This window comes from Cupriavidus necator N-1, from assembly GCF_000219215.1.
Classification (GTDB): Bacteria; Pseudomonadota; Gammaproteobacteria; order Burkholderiales; family Burkholderiaceae; genus Cupriavidus; species Cupriavidus necator.
On sequence record NC_015723.1, the window covers coordinates 1,538,822 to 1,553,955 of the forward strand.

Genomic DNA, 15,134 nt, shown 5'->3' on the forward strand with positions numbered 1-15,134 from the left:
GCTGCCCGACATATCCATTGCTAACCGCCAGATTTTTTGCTTACCCGAACGCCCGCACGCCGGTCATCCATTCATGAAGCACGAATCCGAACAGCGCCCAGCCCGCCAGCCCGACGACCGCCACCATCGCATCGCGCGCAGGTGTCCCGGTCGGGTAGCTGGTTCGCGCTTCCCGGTCCCGCCCGCGCGCTGACACGAAGTCCGCCACCGCCCACGCCAGGAACGCGCCAAACAGCACCAATGCGGCGAGTGTTCCGTTGGCAAGCAGGTGCCCCAGGGCCCAGGCCTGCACGCCTGCCAGCATCGGATGACCAAGCGCAGCCTTGATGCGGTTGCGAGGCACATATGCCGCCGCAATCAGCACAAAGGCCGGGATCGTGAGCAATGCGGCAACGTACCGCCCCCACACCGGCGGCGTCCAGACCACCACAGGATGCGCGCTGGCCAGGCCGTAGCCCCAGATAACCAGCGCCAGGCCGGCTATCGAAACCAGGGTGTACAAGCCTTTCCAGCGGCCGGGGCCGAGCCTGGCAATCTGCGCGGTGCGCCATGGGTCAGCAGCCATGCGTACCGAGTGCGCACCCAGAAAAATGAGCAATCCCAAAACCAGTACCGTCATGCTGCCACCCCTTTCTTTAGCGCCCGCCGCACGCCTATGCTAGACATATTGCGTTGCAGCGGTCCAGCCTTATTCAGGAGGGTTTCCCATGCTTCAGAACAGTGACGTCGCGGCCAGGATTCCTGCGCAAGACCTCGCAAGGGCGAGATCCTTCTACTCGAGCAAGCTCGGTCTTGAGCCAGTCGAGGAACGGCCGGGCGGACTGCGCTACAAGTGCGGCAACAGCTACTTCGTACTTTTCGAGTCGGCTGGCTCGGCCTCTGGAAGTCACACACAAATGGCCTGGGAGGTCGATGACATCCAGGCAACCGTTAGCGAGCTGCGGCACCTGGGAGTCGTGTTCGAAGAATACGATCTTCCCGGCCTCAAGACCATCAATGGGATCGCCAGGTCCAGGGGAACTACCTGTCCAAGGGTGGCATAGGCGAGAAAGGTGCCTGGTTCAGAGACAGCGAGGGCAATCTCCTTGCCATCGGGCAACCGATCAGGTGAGTCCGTCGGCCTGATCGAACTACCCGCGGCTGTACCAAGCTGTCTTGTCTCTTGCCTGCAACCCCGGTGGGAGATAAAAGGACTGTTCGAGGACGAGCTGTCATCACCGAAAGCAGGGGGCAATCCATGTGGATGAATTTGCTTCTGATCTTTGTGCCGATCGCAATCGCCCTGGAATTCCTTGCTTCCGATCACCACCTCCTGATCTTTATCGCTTCCTCCCTGGCCATCCTGCCGCTTGCCGGGCGGATGAGCCATGCCACCGAGCAACTCGCAGAGCGCATGGGCGAGGCGGTCGGGGGGCTGCTAAATGCGACATTCGGCAATGCGGCTGAACTTATCATCGCACTTGTCGCCTTGCGTGCCGGCCTCCATCAGGTGGTGGAAGCCTCCATCGTCGGTTCCATTGTCGGGAATATGCTGCTGGTGTTTGGCGCCGCGATGCTCGCAGGCGGCATTCGCTATCCTGAGCAAAGCTTTAACCCGCGCGGCGCGCGTTCCCAGGCGACCATGCTCATACTGTCGGCGATCGCGCTGATCCTGCCTGCCAGCTTTGAAGCGGTAGAAGGCACGACAGCCGTGCTGTACCGGCTCAGCGCCTGGATTTCCATCGCGCTTCTGGTCGTCTATGCGCTGTACCTGGTGTTCTCGCTGGTCACTCACCCCGCGCTGTTCCGCGGCGCATACGAAGCAAAGGCGGTTGCTCCGGAAGGCGTGGAGGACCAGCCCTCCTCGTCCGTAGCGCGGGCGATAGCGATACTGGCGGCAGCCACCGTAGGGACGGCGTGGATGAGCGAGATCATGGTGGGTGCGCTCGGCCCCATGATGCGCGACTACGCCCTCAGCGACATATTCGTCGGTGCCTTTGTGGTAGCGATCCTCGGAAATGCGGCCGAGCATGCATCGGCCATTACCGCAGCCTTGAGGAATCGCATGGACCTGTCGTTCTCCATTGCGGTTGGCTCGAGTGTCCAGGTGGCGCTGTTTGTCGCGCCGGTGCTGGTACTGACGAGCCATTTTCTCGGTCCGGCCCCGATGGACCTGGCCTTTCGTCCCGCCCTGGTCCTGATGGTGGTCCTGTCCGTGCTGGTCACGGCGCAAATGGCGAGCGACGGGCACGCCGACTGGTTCAAGGGCACGCAGCTCCTAATCGTCTATCTTGCCCTCGCCCTCACCTTCTTCTTCCTGCCGCGCTGAAGACTGCCGCGGGCGACTTTGGCATCAGACACCCGCTACCGCCGCCGCGGTGCAGCATGCCGCGGCGGATAGAGTTTCTGGAACTGTGCCGTCGTGATCCCCATTGTGCCCTTGTCATCGATGATCGTCATCTCGCGCCACGCGCTCGGCGCGCCTTCAAGTCCGGGGAATTCCCTCAACTGCCAGATGCGACCCGTCTGCGTGTCGAGCAAGAAGGGGCCTGCACGGACCTGGGGTTGACTCACGATCTGATAGCGGCCAGGTCCAGCCTGTTGCGGCATATCATCGGCTCGCTGGGGCGGCGGTATGGCAACCGCTTCACTGCCGGCAGCGACGGGTGTTTTACCGCTTGCCGGGGCTGGCGGCTGCTCGCGGTTGCCGCATGCCCCGACCAAAGCCATCGACAAGCACAACGCATAAGGTGCAATGTAGTGCATGGTTGGCTCCGTGATCTCGCCCTTCGCATCCATTGGAAAGCCGCCTGGCCGCCGTTCGGCGACCCCACAAGACGCCAGGACATCGCTGCGCGCGGCCGCGCGCTCGCATGGCGCGACGCCTCGCAAACCGGACGTTCGATGCCGAGCCTATGCCATCAGGAGCGCCTCGTATTCCTCCCGGAACTGATGGAGGGAACTGTCCACCACCGTCACGGCGCCGTCGATCAGGCCACAACGCCCGCTGCCGGGAAGGATGCGGCACAGGTTTTCCAACGATTCCAGGTCCGCGCGCACGCCGCGGCCCGTATCGATCCGGTTCAGCAGGCGCATCAGCTGGAAGGTCCCGCCCTTGCATGGCGGGCACTGGCCGCACGAGCCCTGGGCGAAGAAGCTGACGTACTCTGCCACCTTGCGGACGATGCTGGTCCCTTCCGACACCACGATCATCGCACCGGTTCCCAGCCGCGAACGCCGTTGCCGCACGGAGTCGAAGTCCAGCGCCACATCGAGATCGCGCTTGGTCAGCAGCGTATTGGAGGGACCGCCCGTGAAGACCGCCTTGAACTCCTTGCCCTGGAGCATCCCGCCGCCATGCCGGAACACGAGGGTTTCAAGGCTCGTGCCCATCGGCAGCTCATACAGGCCAGGCCGCAAGACATCGCCCGAGAGCGAGTACAACTTGGTTCCGGCGGCATGACCGATGCCGAGGCCGCGATACCACTGGGCACCGTTGCGCAAGATGCCCGGTACGTGGGCCAGCGTCTCGGTATTGTTGACGACGGTCGGTGCGCCATGCACGCCGTATTCGGCGGGAAAGGGCGGCTTGCGGCGCGGAAACGGGAACCCGCCCTCGACGCTCGAGATGACCGCGGTTTCCTCGCCGCCGATATACAAGCCAGAGCTGGGCAGGACGCGAAGCGACACCGGTCCGCCGACCAGCCCGGCCAGCTCGGCGAACTGCGGGTGTGCCTGCCATTGCTGCACCGCCTCGCGCGTCCGCGCCAGCGACAGCGGCTGATGGGGATTGACGTACAGCACGACATGGTTGGCGCGGGTGGCGGCCGCGGCGATCAGCGCGCCCTCGATCACCTGGTGCGGCGTGTGCTCAAGCAGAAAGCGGTCCTTGAATGTCCCCGGCTCGTCTTCGTTGCCATTGCAGATGATGTACTTGTCGCCAGCCGCCGCGGCGGCCACCGGCGCCCATTTTCGATGCGTCGCGAAACCAGCGCCGCCCATCCCGCGCAGGTCGGCCTGCTCGATCTCGGCGATGACCGCGGCCGGTTCGCGCAGGGCCCGGGCCAGCCCCTCTCCGCCGCCGCGTGCCAGCCAGGCATCCAGGTCGGCGCCAACCCGGATGTCCTCGTTGAGCAGAACCTGATTGAGCTGTTCCATCGCGCGCTCCGTGCCCCGCTTACCGGGTGCCGCCGACCGCCCGGCCCCACGCGCCGGAGTGCAACCCTGCGTCGACGCGCAGATCGAAATTCGCGTAGCCGGGGAACAGCTGCGGTGCCTTGAGATGCAGGGGCAGCCCGGCCAGCGTCAGTTCCCGCTGCCAGGCGTGCACGTGGCCGATGCCGGCGCGGGCGGCCATGGCGCTGCGCCCGGCTTGCGCCGCGCTGGCACCGGCGCGCCGGCCCATGCTCAGGATATCGAGCAGCGCGTTGCCCATCAACCGGTTGCGCCCATGAATGCCGCCCGTGACCTCGCCGACGCAATAGAGCCCTGGCACGCTGGTCGCGCCCTCCTTGTCGATGGCAACGCCGCCGTTCTGGTAGTGCAGGGTCGGGTAGACAAGGAACGGCTCCTGGGACGCATCCTGCCCGCACTTGTGGGCGAGATGGCGCAGCGTCACGAGCCGCTTTTCCAGGATGCCGGGGTTCTCCATTTCCAGCGTCGGCGTGTCGAGGAAGACACCAACCTGTCCGCCCCGCTCGATGCCGCGCCCCTGCGCGCATTCGCGCAGGATTGCCGAGGCCACGATGTCCCGCGGCTTGAGTTCATCGACGAAACGCTCGCCCTCGCCGTTGATCAGCTTCGCGCCGGCCGAGCGGGCGGCTTCCGAGATCAGGCCGCCCGCCAGGTGCGGCGGGTAGGCGATGCCGGTGGGATGGTATTGAAACGAATCCAGCTCGCGCAGGCGCGCCCCGATCCGATACGCCAGCACCAGGCCGTCTGCGGTAGCCCCGTAATGGTTGGACGTCGGGAAGGCATTCAGGTGCAGGCGCCCCGCCCCGCCGGTGGCGAGAATCACGGCGCGCGCGCGCACCAGCATAAAGGTGCGCCATTCGAGGTTGTAGATCACCGCCCCGGCGCAGCGCCCCCGCTCGTCGGACAGCAGCTCGACTGCGGGGCAGCGGTTCCACACCGCGATGCCGGCCTCGAGGTCCACCGCCTCGCGCAGCACGCGCATCATTTCCAGGCCGGTATAGTCCCGGTAGGAGAGAATGCGCGCGGCCGATGCTCCCCCTGGCTTCTTGCGCAGAAGGTTGCCGCCGAGGGGCCGGTCTTCCTCCTGATCGAACATCATGCCCAGCCGGATCAGCCATCGGATCACGTCGGGTCCGTCCATCACCATCTGCGCGACCAGCTCGGGCTCGCCGCAGAAGTGCCCGGCGCGCAAGGTGTCCTCAAAATGCAATTGGGGACTGTCGTCCTCGCCGATGGCCGCCTGGATCCCGCCTTCGGCCATCACGGTGTTGCTGTCACCGAGGCGCAGCTTGGTGGCGAGAATCACCTGCGCGCCTTGCCTGGCCGCGGTCAGCGCCGCCGCGCAGCCGCCACCGCCCCCGCCGATGATCAGCACATCGGTGGACACGAGTTGCGCCCCGGCAATATCGACGTCGTCGATCAGCGCATTGGCTTGCAGATAGCGCGCGAGATCCGGCTGACAAGGCTCGCCGCGGTTGACGCCGACGGCCAGCGCGACGCGCGCATTGGGCCCGTGGTCGGGGTGATAGGCCTTTAGCAGTGCTTCGACGGAGATGTCATCGCCGCGCACCGCCGGCGCCACACCTGGACGGTAGCGCTTGCGCGCCTCTTCGTAGGGGATGCCAGCTGGCATGATGGTTCGTCCCGTCAGCGCGGCGGCTGCGCGCCGGGTGCGTCAAAGTCGATCGTCATCGCGCCGTTCTCGATCTGCTGCAGGCGCAGCATGAGATTGGCCGGCCGCAGCGTCTGCGCCGCGATCATCCGCCGCACGAACAGGCCGAGATGGTTGGGCCGGATATGCTCTGGGCAGGCCAGCGTGCAGAGGTTGCACATGACGCATTCGTCGAACACCTGGCCCGAGGCGGTCAGCTTGCCCTCCACCGCGAACCTCACGCCCTCCTGAACATCGAGTCCCTTCGGACAGGCCCGGTCGCATCCGCTGCAGTGACGGCAATGCGCGGCCTCCGGGAATACTTCAGAGATTGTTTGCAAGGCGTCCCAGCTGTCGCCGATCTCCTCGATACGATAGAGGTGCCGCTCCGACGCCGTGAAGTAATCCAGGAACGCGACCTGCATGCCATCTTCGACCAGCGTTTCGCAAGCGAGCGCGGTCTTGACATCCTGCTCGCCGTTGCGCCGCACCATGACGCGGCATGAGCCGCACACCCCCTGGCCCATGCAGCCGACGCCTTCGACAAACGTTTCCCCCGCGTGCAGGAAGGCCTGCAGGATGGAGCAGTTTGCCGGTGCTTCGACCGAGCGTCCTTCGATGCTCAAGCGTACCAGTCCCATCGCGTCGCCTTTATTGCCCGGCGTCGTTAGCGCCACACTGGCATTTCCACAGAAAAGGTCATATAAACCTTAGCACAAGGGAGGTCATTGCGAAGGGGGCGCCGCATCCAGGCTTGCTGGACACCGCTCGCTTCGCCGCTTGCGGCAACCGGGATCGCGGCGTGATCTGCATCGCCGTATTCCCTATGACCGGCGTGCCGCTCTTGCTTTGAATCGGAGCCCTGAGGACCCATGCTGCACCGCACTTCCCACCGCCGCGATCAGGCCGCATGCGTGGATCCGCCTGCGTGCCCAAACGCGACCCGCAGCCCGGGGCTGACCATTTACGCCAGATGGCGCCTTACCATGCGACCAGCGTGCCGGCAAACCATGACGCTCAGGGACCGGGCCATGGCAAGACTGCCGAGATTTTCTTGCGGGCTCCTCGCCGCGCTGAGCTGCATCTGCCTGTTTGGCGCGACGCATGCCTTCGCGCGCCAGGTTTTCGACTCGCCGGATGCAGCCATGGCGGCCTTTGGCCAGGCGGTCCTCAATGACGACGAGACGGCCATGCGAGCCATGCTGGGCGCCAACTACCGCGACATCATTCCCCCGGTCGGCGCCGAAGCGCGGAACAAGTTCAACACGGCCTGGGCACAAGCGCATCGCGTGCAACAAAGTGGCAAGCAAGCGTCCATCGTCGCGGGCGACGATGGATGGACCCTGCCCGTACCGCTGGTCAAGTCAGCCAAGGGCTGGCAGTTCGACACACTGGCCGGCGCCCGGGAAATGCGCCTGCGCCGAATCGGGCGCAATGAACTCGCGGTGATCCAGACCATGCGGGCCGTCTGCGATGCGCAGACCGAATACGCCCAGACGACCCACGATGGCGAGAAACGGCTCGTCTACGCCGGCAGGCTGTCCAGTTCACCGGGCAAACACGACGGGCTCTACTGGCCGAGCGGACCGGATGAGCCGCAAAGCCCGCTCGGGCTGGCTTTCCGTGACGCCGGCACGCGCAATGCGAGCAAGGAGGGTTACCACGGCTACCATTACAAGCTCCTTACCGCGCAAGGGGCGCACGGCGATGGCGGCAGCTTAGACTATGTCGTCGATGGCAAGCTGTTCGGAGGCTTCGCGGTCATGGCCTGGCCGGTACGCTACGGCGACACCGGCGTGATGAGCTTCATCGTCAGCCACAAGGGCCAGGTCTATGAGCGCGACCTCGGTACCAACAGCGCCACCAAGGCAGCGGCAACGACATCCTTTGATCCGGCTCCCGGCTGGCGGAAGGTGTCGCCATGAGCCCGCGCGCCCTGACTACCGCTTGCTGTGTCCTGCTTGTGCTCGGCGGGTGCCAAAGCGCCGCTCCGCCCGCAGCGGGTACGGCCACGCCGGCGATGTCCCGCGAGGGCGCGGTGCAGGCCCAGAAGGAACCCGCGCCTTACAAGGCGGAAGAAATCGAGGCGCTGGTCGCGCCGATCGCGCTCTATCCCGATCCGCTGCTGTCACAGGTCCTGATGGCCTCCACCTACCCGCTGGAAGTCGCCCTCGCCGCGCGCTGGAGCAAGGCCCATCCGAACCTCAAGGGTGACGACGCAGTCAAGGCGGTACAGAACGAGTCCTGGGACGTCAGCGTGAAGTCGCTGGTGGCGTTTCCGCAGATCCTTGCGCCAATGGGCGACAAGCTGGACTGGACCCAGAAACTGGGGGATGCATTCCTGGCCCAGCAGAAGGAGGTGTTCAATGCCGTGCAACGCCTGCGTGTGCGCGCCCAGCAAGCCGGCCACCTCAAGTCGGGGCCGCAGCAGACCGTGACCGTGGAAACAGCAACCTCCGGCGAAGCCGCGCAGCAGACCATCGTGCGCATCGAGTCGGCGGATCCCCAGGTGATCTATGTGCCGGTGTATGACCCGGCGATCGTCTACGGCGGCTGGGGCTATGCGGGCTACCCGTACTACTACTGGCCACCCTACGCGCCCTACTACCCCGGCGATGCCTTCGTCGGAGGCATCGCATGGGGCATCGGCCTGGCGGGGGCCATTGCCATATTTGGCGACTGCGACTGGAACAATGGCGGGGTACATGTGGAGCACCACAAGGCCCGGAACATCGACCGCAATTTCGACGCCAGCAAGTTCAAGGGAGGCCGCTGGCAGCACGACGCGCGGCACCGCCAGGGTGTTGCCTATCGCGATAATGCCACACGGGAGAGATACGGCCGGAGCATGGCCGATGCGGCGGGCCGCAACAACTTTCGCGGGCGCGATGCTTCGGGGGGCCGGGACAATGGCTTCCAGGGCGTGGGCAGTGGCGGCAAAGCGGTGCAGCGTGATGCCAGCCGCGGAAGCGCGAGCCTGCATTCAGGCTCCGGCCGCGCCGGCGGTTTCGGCGGTGGCTTTGGCGGCGGACGAGGTGGCGGTGGACGACGTTAGGGAAGCAATGCCCGTCTCGGGCGGTGTAGGTCGCGTTCCTCTGGTCGGCGGTTGGGCTGCCCTGTCTGCATCCGGAACTCCATCAACTCTTCTGGGAAGGATCGCAAGATGCTCACCAAACTGAAAGCGGCGTTCCTCTACTTCAATAGCGTGGTCCCGTTCCGGCTGGGCCCCGCCCTGATCACGACGGTGGTGCTGATCACCTTGCTGCTGCTGCCTGTGCCAGAGGGGCTCACGCCCAAAGCTTGGGGCCTGGTTGCCATCTTCCTGACCACAATCGTTGCGATCATCCTGAAGGTCATGCCGATCGGGGTGATGGCGATGATGGCCATCGTGGTCCTCTCGTTGTCGCAGGTGACCTCGACCTCGTCCAAGGGGGCGATCGCCGATGCGCTGACCGCCTTCGACAGTCCGTTGATCTGGCTGATCGTGGTGGCCATCCTGATCTCCCGCGGCGTGAAGAAGACCGGCCTGGGCACCCGTATCGGCCTGATGTTCATCGCCCTGATGGGGAAACGAACGATAGGCATCGGCTATGGCCTAGCCACCTGCGAGTTGGTGCTGGCGCCCTTCACACCGAGCAATACCGCGCGCGGTGGCGGCATCGTGCATCCGATCATGAAGTCGATCGCCAATGCATTCGACTCGGACCCGGCCAAGGGCACGGAGGGCAAGGTCGGCACCTACCTGGCGTTGGTCAACTATCACGCCAATCCTATCTCCTCGGCGATGTTCGTGACCGCCACCGCCCCGAACCCGCTGGTGGTGGACTACATCGCCAAGGCGACCAACCAGAGTCTGCATCTGAGCTGGACGAGCTGGGCACTTTGCATGTTGGTGCCCGGCCTGCTATGCATGCTGGTGATGCCGCTGGTTATCTTTGTGTTGTCGCCGCCGCAGCTCAAGGCCACACCCAATGCGGTGGAGTATGCGCACGCCGAAATGGCGAAGATGGGTCCAGTGTCGCCGAAGGAAATGGTCATGATATTCACCTTCGCGCTGCTGCTGCTGCTATGGGCCAACGTTCCGGCGATGGTGTTCGGTCCTTCGCTCACGCTGGACCCGACGGTGGTCGCCTTGGTCGGCTTGTTCGTGCTGATCATCACTGGCACCCTCGACTGGGACGACGTGCTGTCCGAGAAGAGCGCCTGGGACACGCTGATATGGTTTGGTGCGCTGATCATGCTGGCCGAGCAACTGAACAAGCAGGGTGTGATCGGGTGGTTCTCGAAGGGCATGAGCGACGCGATTGTGGCCAGTGGCATCGGCTGGGGTGGCACGGCTGCGATCCTGGTGGCGGTCTTCGTGTTCTCGCACTACCTGTTCGCCAGCACGACCGCGCACATCAGTGCGATGATGCTCGCCTTCCTGACAGTCGGAGTCCATCTGATGCCGCCAGAGTATGTGGTGCCGTTCATGCTGCTTATGGCGGCCGGCTCGGCGATCATGATGACGCTGACCCACTATGCGACAGGCACCTCGCCGATCATCTTCGGCAGCGGTTTTGTCACGATGGGAACCTGGTGGCGCGTCGGCTTTGTGATGTGCGTGGTGGAGCTGCTGATCTTCGCCGTGGTCGGGAGCGTCTGGTGGAAGGTGCTTGGCTTCTGGTGAACACGCAGCCGGACGACGCCCGATGAACCGCTCGTGATCCCGCCAGGTCGACGCGTTCGGCCGCTTCTTCGCCTCGCTCTGAACCCGGAGACGCAAAATGCCATCCGTAACGTCCGACGGTGTTTCGATCCACTACGAGGTCAAGGGCCAGGGTTCGCCCGTGCTTCTCCTGGCGGGGCTTGCGGGAGTGGGCGCCTCCTGGGGGCCACAGATCGACCTGTTCGCCGGGCATCACCAGGTGATCGTGCCGGATCACCGCGGCACCGGTCAGTCCGAGCGCACCGCGCGCGGCATGACGATTGCGCAACACGCGCGGGACATGGCGCGGGTCATCGAGGCAGTCGGGTATGGGCCGGTCCATGTGGTCGGGTCCTCGACCGGAGGCGCCATCGCGCAGCTGCTGGCGATCCATCACCGCGAACGATTGCGCAGCGCGACCATTGTCTCTTCGATTGCTCGCGCGGACGCCTTCTACCGTCGCCAGTTCGACATGCGGCGACGCATGCTGACCGATTCCGGCCTGCGCGCGTCCACCGAGGCGAACGCACTATTTCTGTTCGACCCGAAATTCAGCCGCGAGCACCCGGAGCAGGTGCAGGCGTGGGTGAATGCCGCATCGGCCGGCACGTTCGACCCGGAAATCGGCTTTGCCCGGATCGACATGATCGTAGGACACGACGCCTTCGATGATCTTCCATCGATCACGACACCGACGCTGGTACTGGTGGGCGAGCGCGACTTCTGCGCCCCGCCGTACTTCTCTGCGGAGCTTGCAGCGCGGATTCCGGGAGCGGAGTTTGCCACCCTGGACGGTGGCCACTTCATCTTCCTGGAGAAGCCCGTACTCCTGCACGACACTGTGGAAGCCTTCATTGCCAGGCACGAGCGATGATCGGTTCGAGGACACGGCACCATCATGCCATGTCATGGCTCACCGCCGCCCGCCTCTGCCTGCGCCGGGGCCGCCCCGTCCTCGCGCAGCCAGACAATGAACTCGGCGCCCTGTCCCACCGCGCTCTCCACGGTAATGCGGCCGCCGTAGCGCTCCACCAGCGCATAGCTGATCGATAGGCCGAGGCCCGTCCCCATCTGCTTTTTGGTCGTGAAGAACGGATTGAACAGGTTGGGCAGGTCTTCTTCCCGGATGCCATGGCCGGTGTCGCGCACGTGCAGCGTCACGCCCTGCCCTTCCCAGTCGCGCGTGCCCAGCGTGAGCGTGCCGCCCTCGGGCATGGCGTGGATGGCATTGGTCAGCAGGTTGACCACGACCTGCTGCAACTCGCTGCGGCTGATGCGCACCTGCCGTGTGGCCAGGCAGTCCAGCTCGACCCGGATCGACGCGCCCTTCAGCATGTGCCGGACCAGGTCGACGCAGCCGGCCGCCAGTTCACCCACGTCCAGGCGCTCCATATTGCCGGCGTAGGCCTCTGGCCGGACAAACTGCAGCAGCCGGTTGGTCAGCTGCTGGATGCGTCGGACCTGCTCGTCGATCAGCCGCAGCTCATGGCGGACCGGCTCCGCGGCCGGGCCCAGGATCTCGCGCGCCACGTCCAGGTTGCCCTGGATCACGGCAATCGGGTTGTTGACCTCATGGGCCACGCCGGCGGTGAGCTGTCCCGCCACGGCGAGCTTTTCCGACGTGATCAGCTGCTGCCGGGCCGCCCGCAGGACGGCGTTGGATTCTTCCAGCTCGCGGGTGCGTTCGGCCACCTTGCGATCGAGCGAGTCCGCCCAGTCCTTGAGCTGGGCGTTGCGCTGCTGCAGGTCAGACAGCAACTGGTCGAACTGGCCGGCAAGCTGGCCCAGCTCGTCTTCGCTGCCCACCGGGCCGACGCGTGCCCCGGTGTTGCCGGCCTTGAGCGCGCGCATGGTGCCGACCATCCGCGCCATCGGCGCAAACACGCGCCTGGCCCACAGCAGCGAAAAGAGCGCGCCGGCCACGCCCAGCAGCAGGAACAGGCCCACCAGCACGCCCAGCGCCAGGTCCTTGGCCTGGCTGATCGGCTTGGCCAGGTAACCCACGTACAGCATGCCGATGCGCTGGCCGCGGCTGTCCGCGATCGGCTCATAGGCGCTCATGTACCAGTCGTTGACCACGAAGGCCAGGTCCAGCCATTTCTCGCCGCGCAGCAGCACCTTGTCGCGTACCTGGCGCGAGACCCGCGTGCCCAGCGCGCGCTCGCCATGGAACAGCCGCACGTTGGTGGCGATGCGCGTGTCGTCCAGGAACAGGGTCGCCGTGCCCTGGCTGCCGCGGGGCAATGACTCGGGCTGGTAGACCAGCGCGTTGATGGTGTCGATAAAGCCGAGGTTGTTGTTCAGCAGGGTGCCGCCGTGCAGGATCGCCACCAGTGTGCCGGCTTCATCGAACACCGGCGCCGCCGCGTGCACCACCATGCCGCGGGTTTCCAGGGTCTTGTCGGTGGGCACCGCATTGGCGGTGGGCCGCAGCGCCACCTGCGCGCGCCGGGCAAGCTCGGCGGACACGGCTGCCAGCTGGGCCGCGGACCAGGCGTCGGTGGCGGCCGCCGCGCGGCCGGCCGCGGCGCTGCTCACGATGCGCCAGGCGGCAGGGTCAGCCCCTGTGCCAGCGGGCGCAGCGGCAAGCAGCCGCCCTTGCGGATCCAGCAGTTGCAGGAAGTCCAGCCCGTGCGTGCGCCGCGCGTCGGCCAGGATGGCGGGCATGGCGTTGCCGCGGCCAAGCCCGGCCACCAGCGCATGTGAGCGCGCCTCCTGCAGGACCCGGTCTTCCACGCCGCCCACCATATGCTCGAAGTACTCGTGGGCGACCAGCAGGTCGCTGTTGACCTTGTAGGCCAGCAAGGCCTGGAACGCGCGATTACCCCACAACCCCATGATCAGCAGCAGCACCAGCAGCGCCACCAGCAGCGGCGCGACCACGATGGACACAAGCTTGGCCCGCAGCGAGGCGCGATAGCGGCGCAGCAGCGCGGCCGGGCTCAAGGACGCAGGCCCCACTGCAGGCATTTGCGGTCCAGCGTGCGGCGCGAGATGCCAAGCCGGCGCGCCGCTTCCACCCGGTTGCCGCCCTCGGCCGCCAGTACCTGCAGGATGTGCCTCCGCTCCACCGACTCCAGCAGCGTGCCGTCGTCGGCCGGCATGGCTGCGTCCTCGTGCTCCGCTTCCGGCAGGTTCGCTTGAGGCGAATCGGCCTGGTGCGCGAGCAGCTCGACCGGGTATTCGCCAAGGATCAGCGCCCGCTCCACGAGGTTGCGCAGCTCGCGCGCATTGCCTGGCCAGTCGTAGCCCTTGAGCACCCGGATCAATGAGGGCGAGAGCGGCACCGCGGGCAGTCCGAGCTGGGCCGACAGCTGCTCCGAGAAATGCTCGGCCAGCGGCACGATGTCTTCCGGCCGCGTGCGCAACGGCGGGATGGCGATGGACACAACGTCGAGCCGGTAGTACAGGTCCTGGCGGAAGCGCCCGGCGGCGACCTCGTTGGCCAGGTTGCGGTTGCAGGCCGCGACGATGCGCACGTCCACGGCAATCTCGCGCTCGGTGCCGAGCGGCCGGATGCGCCGGTCCTCGATCACTCGCAACAGCTTGGCCTGCATCCCCAGCGGCAGCTCCGAGATCTCGTCCAGGAACAGCGTGCCGCCGTCGGCATAGAGAAACAGGCCATGGCGCCCGCCGGCCGCGCCGGTGAAGGCACCCTTGGCGTGGCCGAACAATTCGCTTTCGATGATCTCGGGCGCCATCGCGCCGCAGTTCAGCGGCACGAACTGGCCCTGCCGTCCGCTCAGGTGATGCAGTTCGCGCGCCACCACTTCCTTGCCGGTGCCGGACTCGCCCGTCACCAGTACCGTCGATGGCATCGGTGCCACCCGTGCCACCAGCGCCATGACCTTCTTCATGGCCTCGGACTCGCCGATGAAGTGCTTGTGGATGGTGTACTTGTCCAGCTCGCGGCGCAGCAGGTAGTTCTCCCGCGCGAGCCGGGTCCGGTCAAAGCAGCGCCGGATTGCATTGAGCATCTGGTCGACACGGAACGGCTTGACGATGAAGTCCGCCGCGCCCGAGCGCAGCGCGGCGATCGCCGTGTCCATGTCGGCGAAGGCGGTCATCAGGATCACATCGGCGGGGTTGCCGGCCGCGCGCAGTGCCTTGAGCCACTCCACCCCGCTGATACCGGGCAGCGCCACGTCTAGCAGGATCAGGTCGAAATGCCGTTGCTCAAGCAGCGCGGCACCCGCTTCGGCGCTGTCGGCCGTCACCACGCTGCCCACCTTGCCTTCGAGCGCGCGCGACAGGAACGAACGCATGCCGGCCTCGTCGTCCACCACCAGGATCGTGCGGCGCTGCCAGTTGTCGGCATCGGCTGCGTTGCTTTGTCTTTCGTTCATCACTTTAGTAGTTGCGGGGGCAAGAGAAGAGTCTAGCGACAGTGCGCTATCCGCCTGTATTGGGGGTAAACCGAGCCAGCCCCGCAAACCGCGGCCACGGATGGACAGTTTGGCCCGCGCGAGGGGCTGCTGCCAGGACATTTTGTCCACGGCTGCGCCTGACGGCCCGGTCCGCGCGCGGCAAGCCATTGACGGCAAACGAAATCCGCCATGGGCATGGCTTTTGCTGAACCACGCACTCCAGCCCATCGCATCACGCGCAAGAAGAGGCTGCCAC

Annotated in this window: 13 protein-coding genes; 6 read left to right on the plus strand and 7 right to left on the minus strand. The window is 65.8% G+C overall.

Features of this window, described 5'->3' with window-relative positions:
- Positions 1-40: 40 nt before the first annotated feature.
- Positions 41-619 (minus strand): NnrU family protein, encoded by a 579-nt coding sequence (locus CNE_RS25080; protein WP_013953094.1) that lies wholly within the window; start codon positions 617-619, stop codon positions 41-43.
- Between the two features lie 88 nt (positions 620-707).
- Here CNE_RS25080 and CNE_RS42920 point away from each other — a divergent pair, with 88 nt between their 5' ends.
- Complete coding sequence (locus CNE_RS42920) at positions 708-1,043, plus strand: VOC family protein (protein WP_013953095.1); 336 nt, start codon at positions 708-710, stop codon at positions 1,041-1,043.
- 194 nt (positions 1,044-1,237) lie between these two features.
- Positions 1,238-2,308 carry a calcium/proton exchanger gene (gene cax, locus CNE_RS25090; protein WP_013953096.1) on the plus strand — a complete coding sequence of 357 codons (1,071 nt, stop codon included), beginning with the start codon at positions 1,238-1,240 and terminating at the stop codon, positions 2,306-2,308.
- 35 nt (positions 2,309-2,343) lie between these two features.
- Here cax and CNE_RS25095 read toward each other — a convergent pair whose 3' ends face one another.
- The 4 genes from CNE_RS25095 to CNE_RS25110 form a co-directional block, all read right to left on the minus strand.
- Entirely contained in the window at positions 2,344-2,745 is a 402-nt protein-coding gene (locus CNE_RS25095) for a hypothetical protein (protein WP_013953097.1), read from the minus strand.
- A gap of 147 nt (positions 2,746-2,892) precedes the next feature.
- On the minus strand, positions 2,893-4,137 hold the full coding sequence (locus CNE_RS25100) for a complex I 51 kDa subunit family protein (protein WP_013953098.1): 1,245 nt from the start codon (positions 4,135-4,137) through the stop codon (positions 2,893-2,895).
- Positions 4,138-4,156: 19 nt separating this feature from the next.
- The gene (locus tag CNE_RS25105) at positions 4,157-5,806 is read right to left on the minus strand and encodes an FAD-binding protein (protein ID WP_013953099.1); all 1,650 of its coding nucleotides are present in this window, start codon (positions 5,804-5,806) and stop codon (positions 4,157-4,159) included.
- Positions 5,807-5,820: 14 nt separating this feature from the next.
- Complete coding sequence (locus CNE_RS25110) at positions 5,821-6,459, minus strand: 2Fe-2S iron-sulfur cluster-binding protein (protein ID WP_041228890.1); 639 nt, start codon at positions 6,457-6,459, stop codon at positions 5,821-5,823.
- A 396-nt stretch (positions 6,460-6,855) separates the two neighbouring features.
- Here CNE_RS25110 and CNE_RS25115 point away from each other — a divergent pair, with 396 nt between their 5' ends.
- The 4 genes from CNE_RS25115 (at position 6,856) to CNE_RS25130 (ending at position 11,385) form a co-directional block, all read left to right on the plus strand.
- The gene (locus CNE_RS25115; RefSeq protein ID WP_013953101.1) at positions 6,856-7,749 is read left to right on the plus strand and encodes a DUF2950 domain-containing protein; all 894 of its coding nucleotides are present in this window, start codon (positions 6,856-6,858) and stop codon (positions 7,747-7,749) included.
- Positions 7,750-7,844: 95 nt separating this feature from the next.
- Positions 7,845-8,879, plus strand: coding sequence for a DUF3300 domain-containing protein (locus tag CNE_RS25120; protein WP_148271664.1), 1,035 nt, complete (start codon positions 7,845-7,847; stop codon positions 8,877-8,879).
- 108 nt (positions 8,880-8,987) lie between these two features.
- On the plus strand, positions 8,988-10,493 hold the full coding sequence (locus CNE_RS25125) for a DASS family sodium-coupled anion symporter (protein WP_013953103.1): 1,506 nt from the start codon (positions 8,988-8,990) through the stop codon (positions 10,491-10,493).
- 97 nt (positions 10,494-10,590) lie between these two features.
- Positions 10,591-11,385 (plus strand): alpha/beta fold hydrolase, encoded by a 795-nt coding sequence (locus CNE_RS25130; protein ID WP_013953104.1) that lies wholly within the window; start codon positions 10,591-10,593, stop codon positions 11,383-11,385.
- 32 nt (positions 11,386-11,417) lie between these two features.
- Here the strand turns inward: CNE_RS25130 and CNE_RS25135 are convergent, their stop codons facing one another.
- Positions 11,418-13,481, minus strand: coding sequence for a sensor histidine kinase (locus CNE_RS25135; RefSeq protein ID WP_013953105.1), 2,064 nt, complete (start codon positions 13,479-13,481; stop codon positions 11,418-11,420).
- Positions 13,454-14,857: a sigma-54-dependent transcriptional regulator gene (locus CNE_RS25140; protein ID WP_049800646.1), complete on the minus strand. Its 1,404-nt coding sequence runs from the start codon at positions 14,855-14,857 to the stop codon at positions 13,454-13,456. Before CNE_RS25140 ends, CNE_RS25135 begins: the two co-directional genes overlap by 28 nt.
- Positions 14,858-15,134 lie beyond the last annotated feature (277 nt).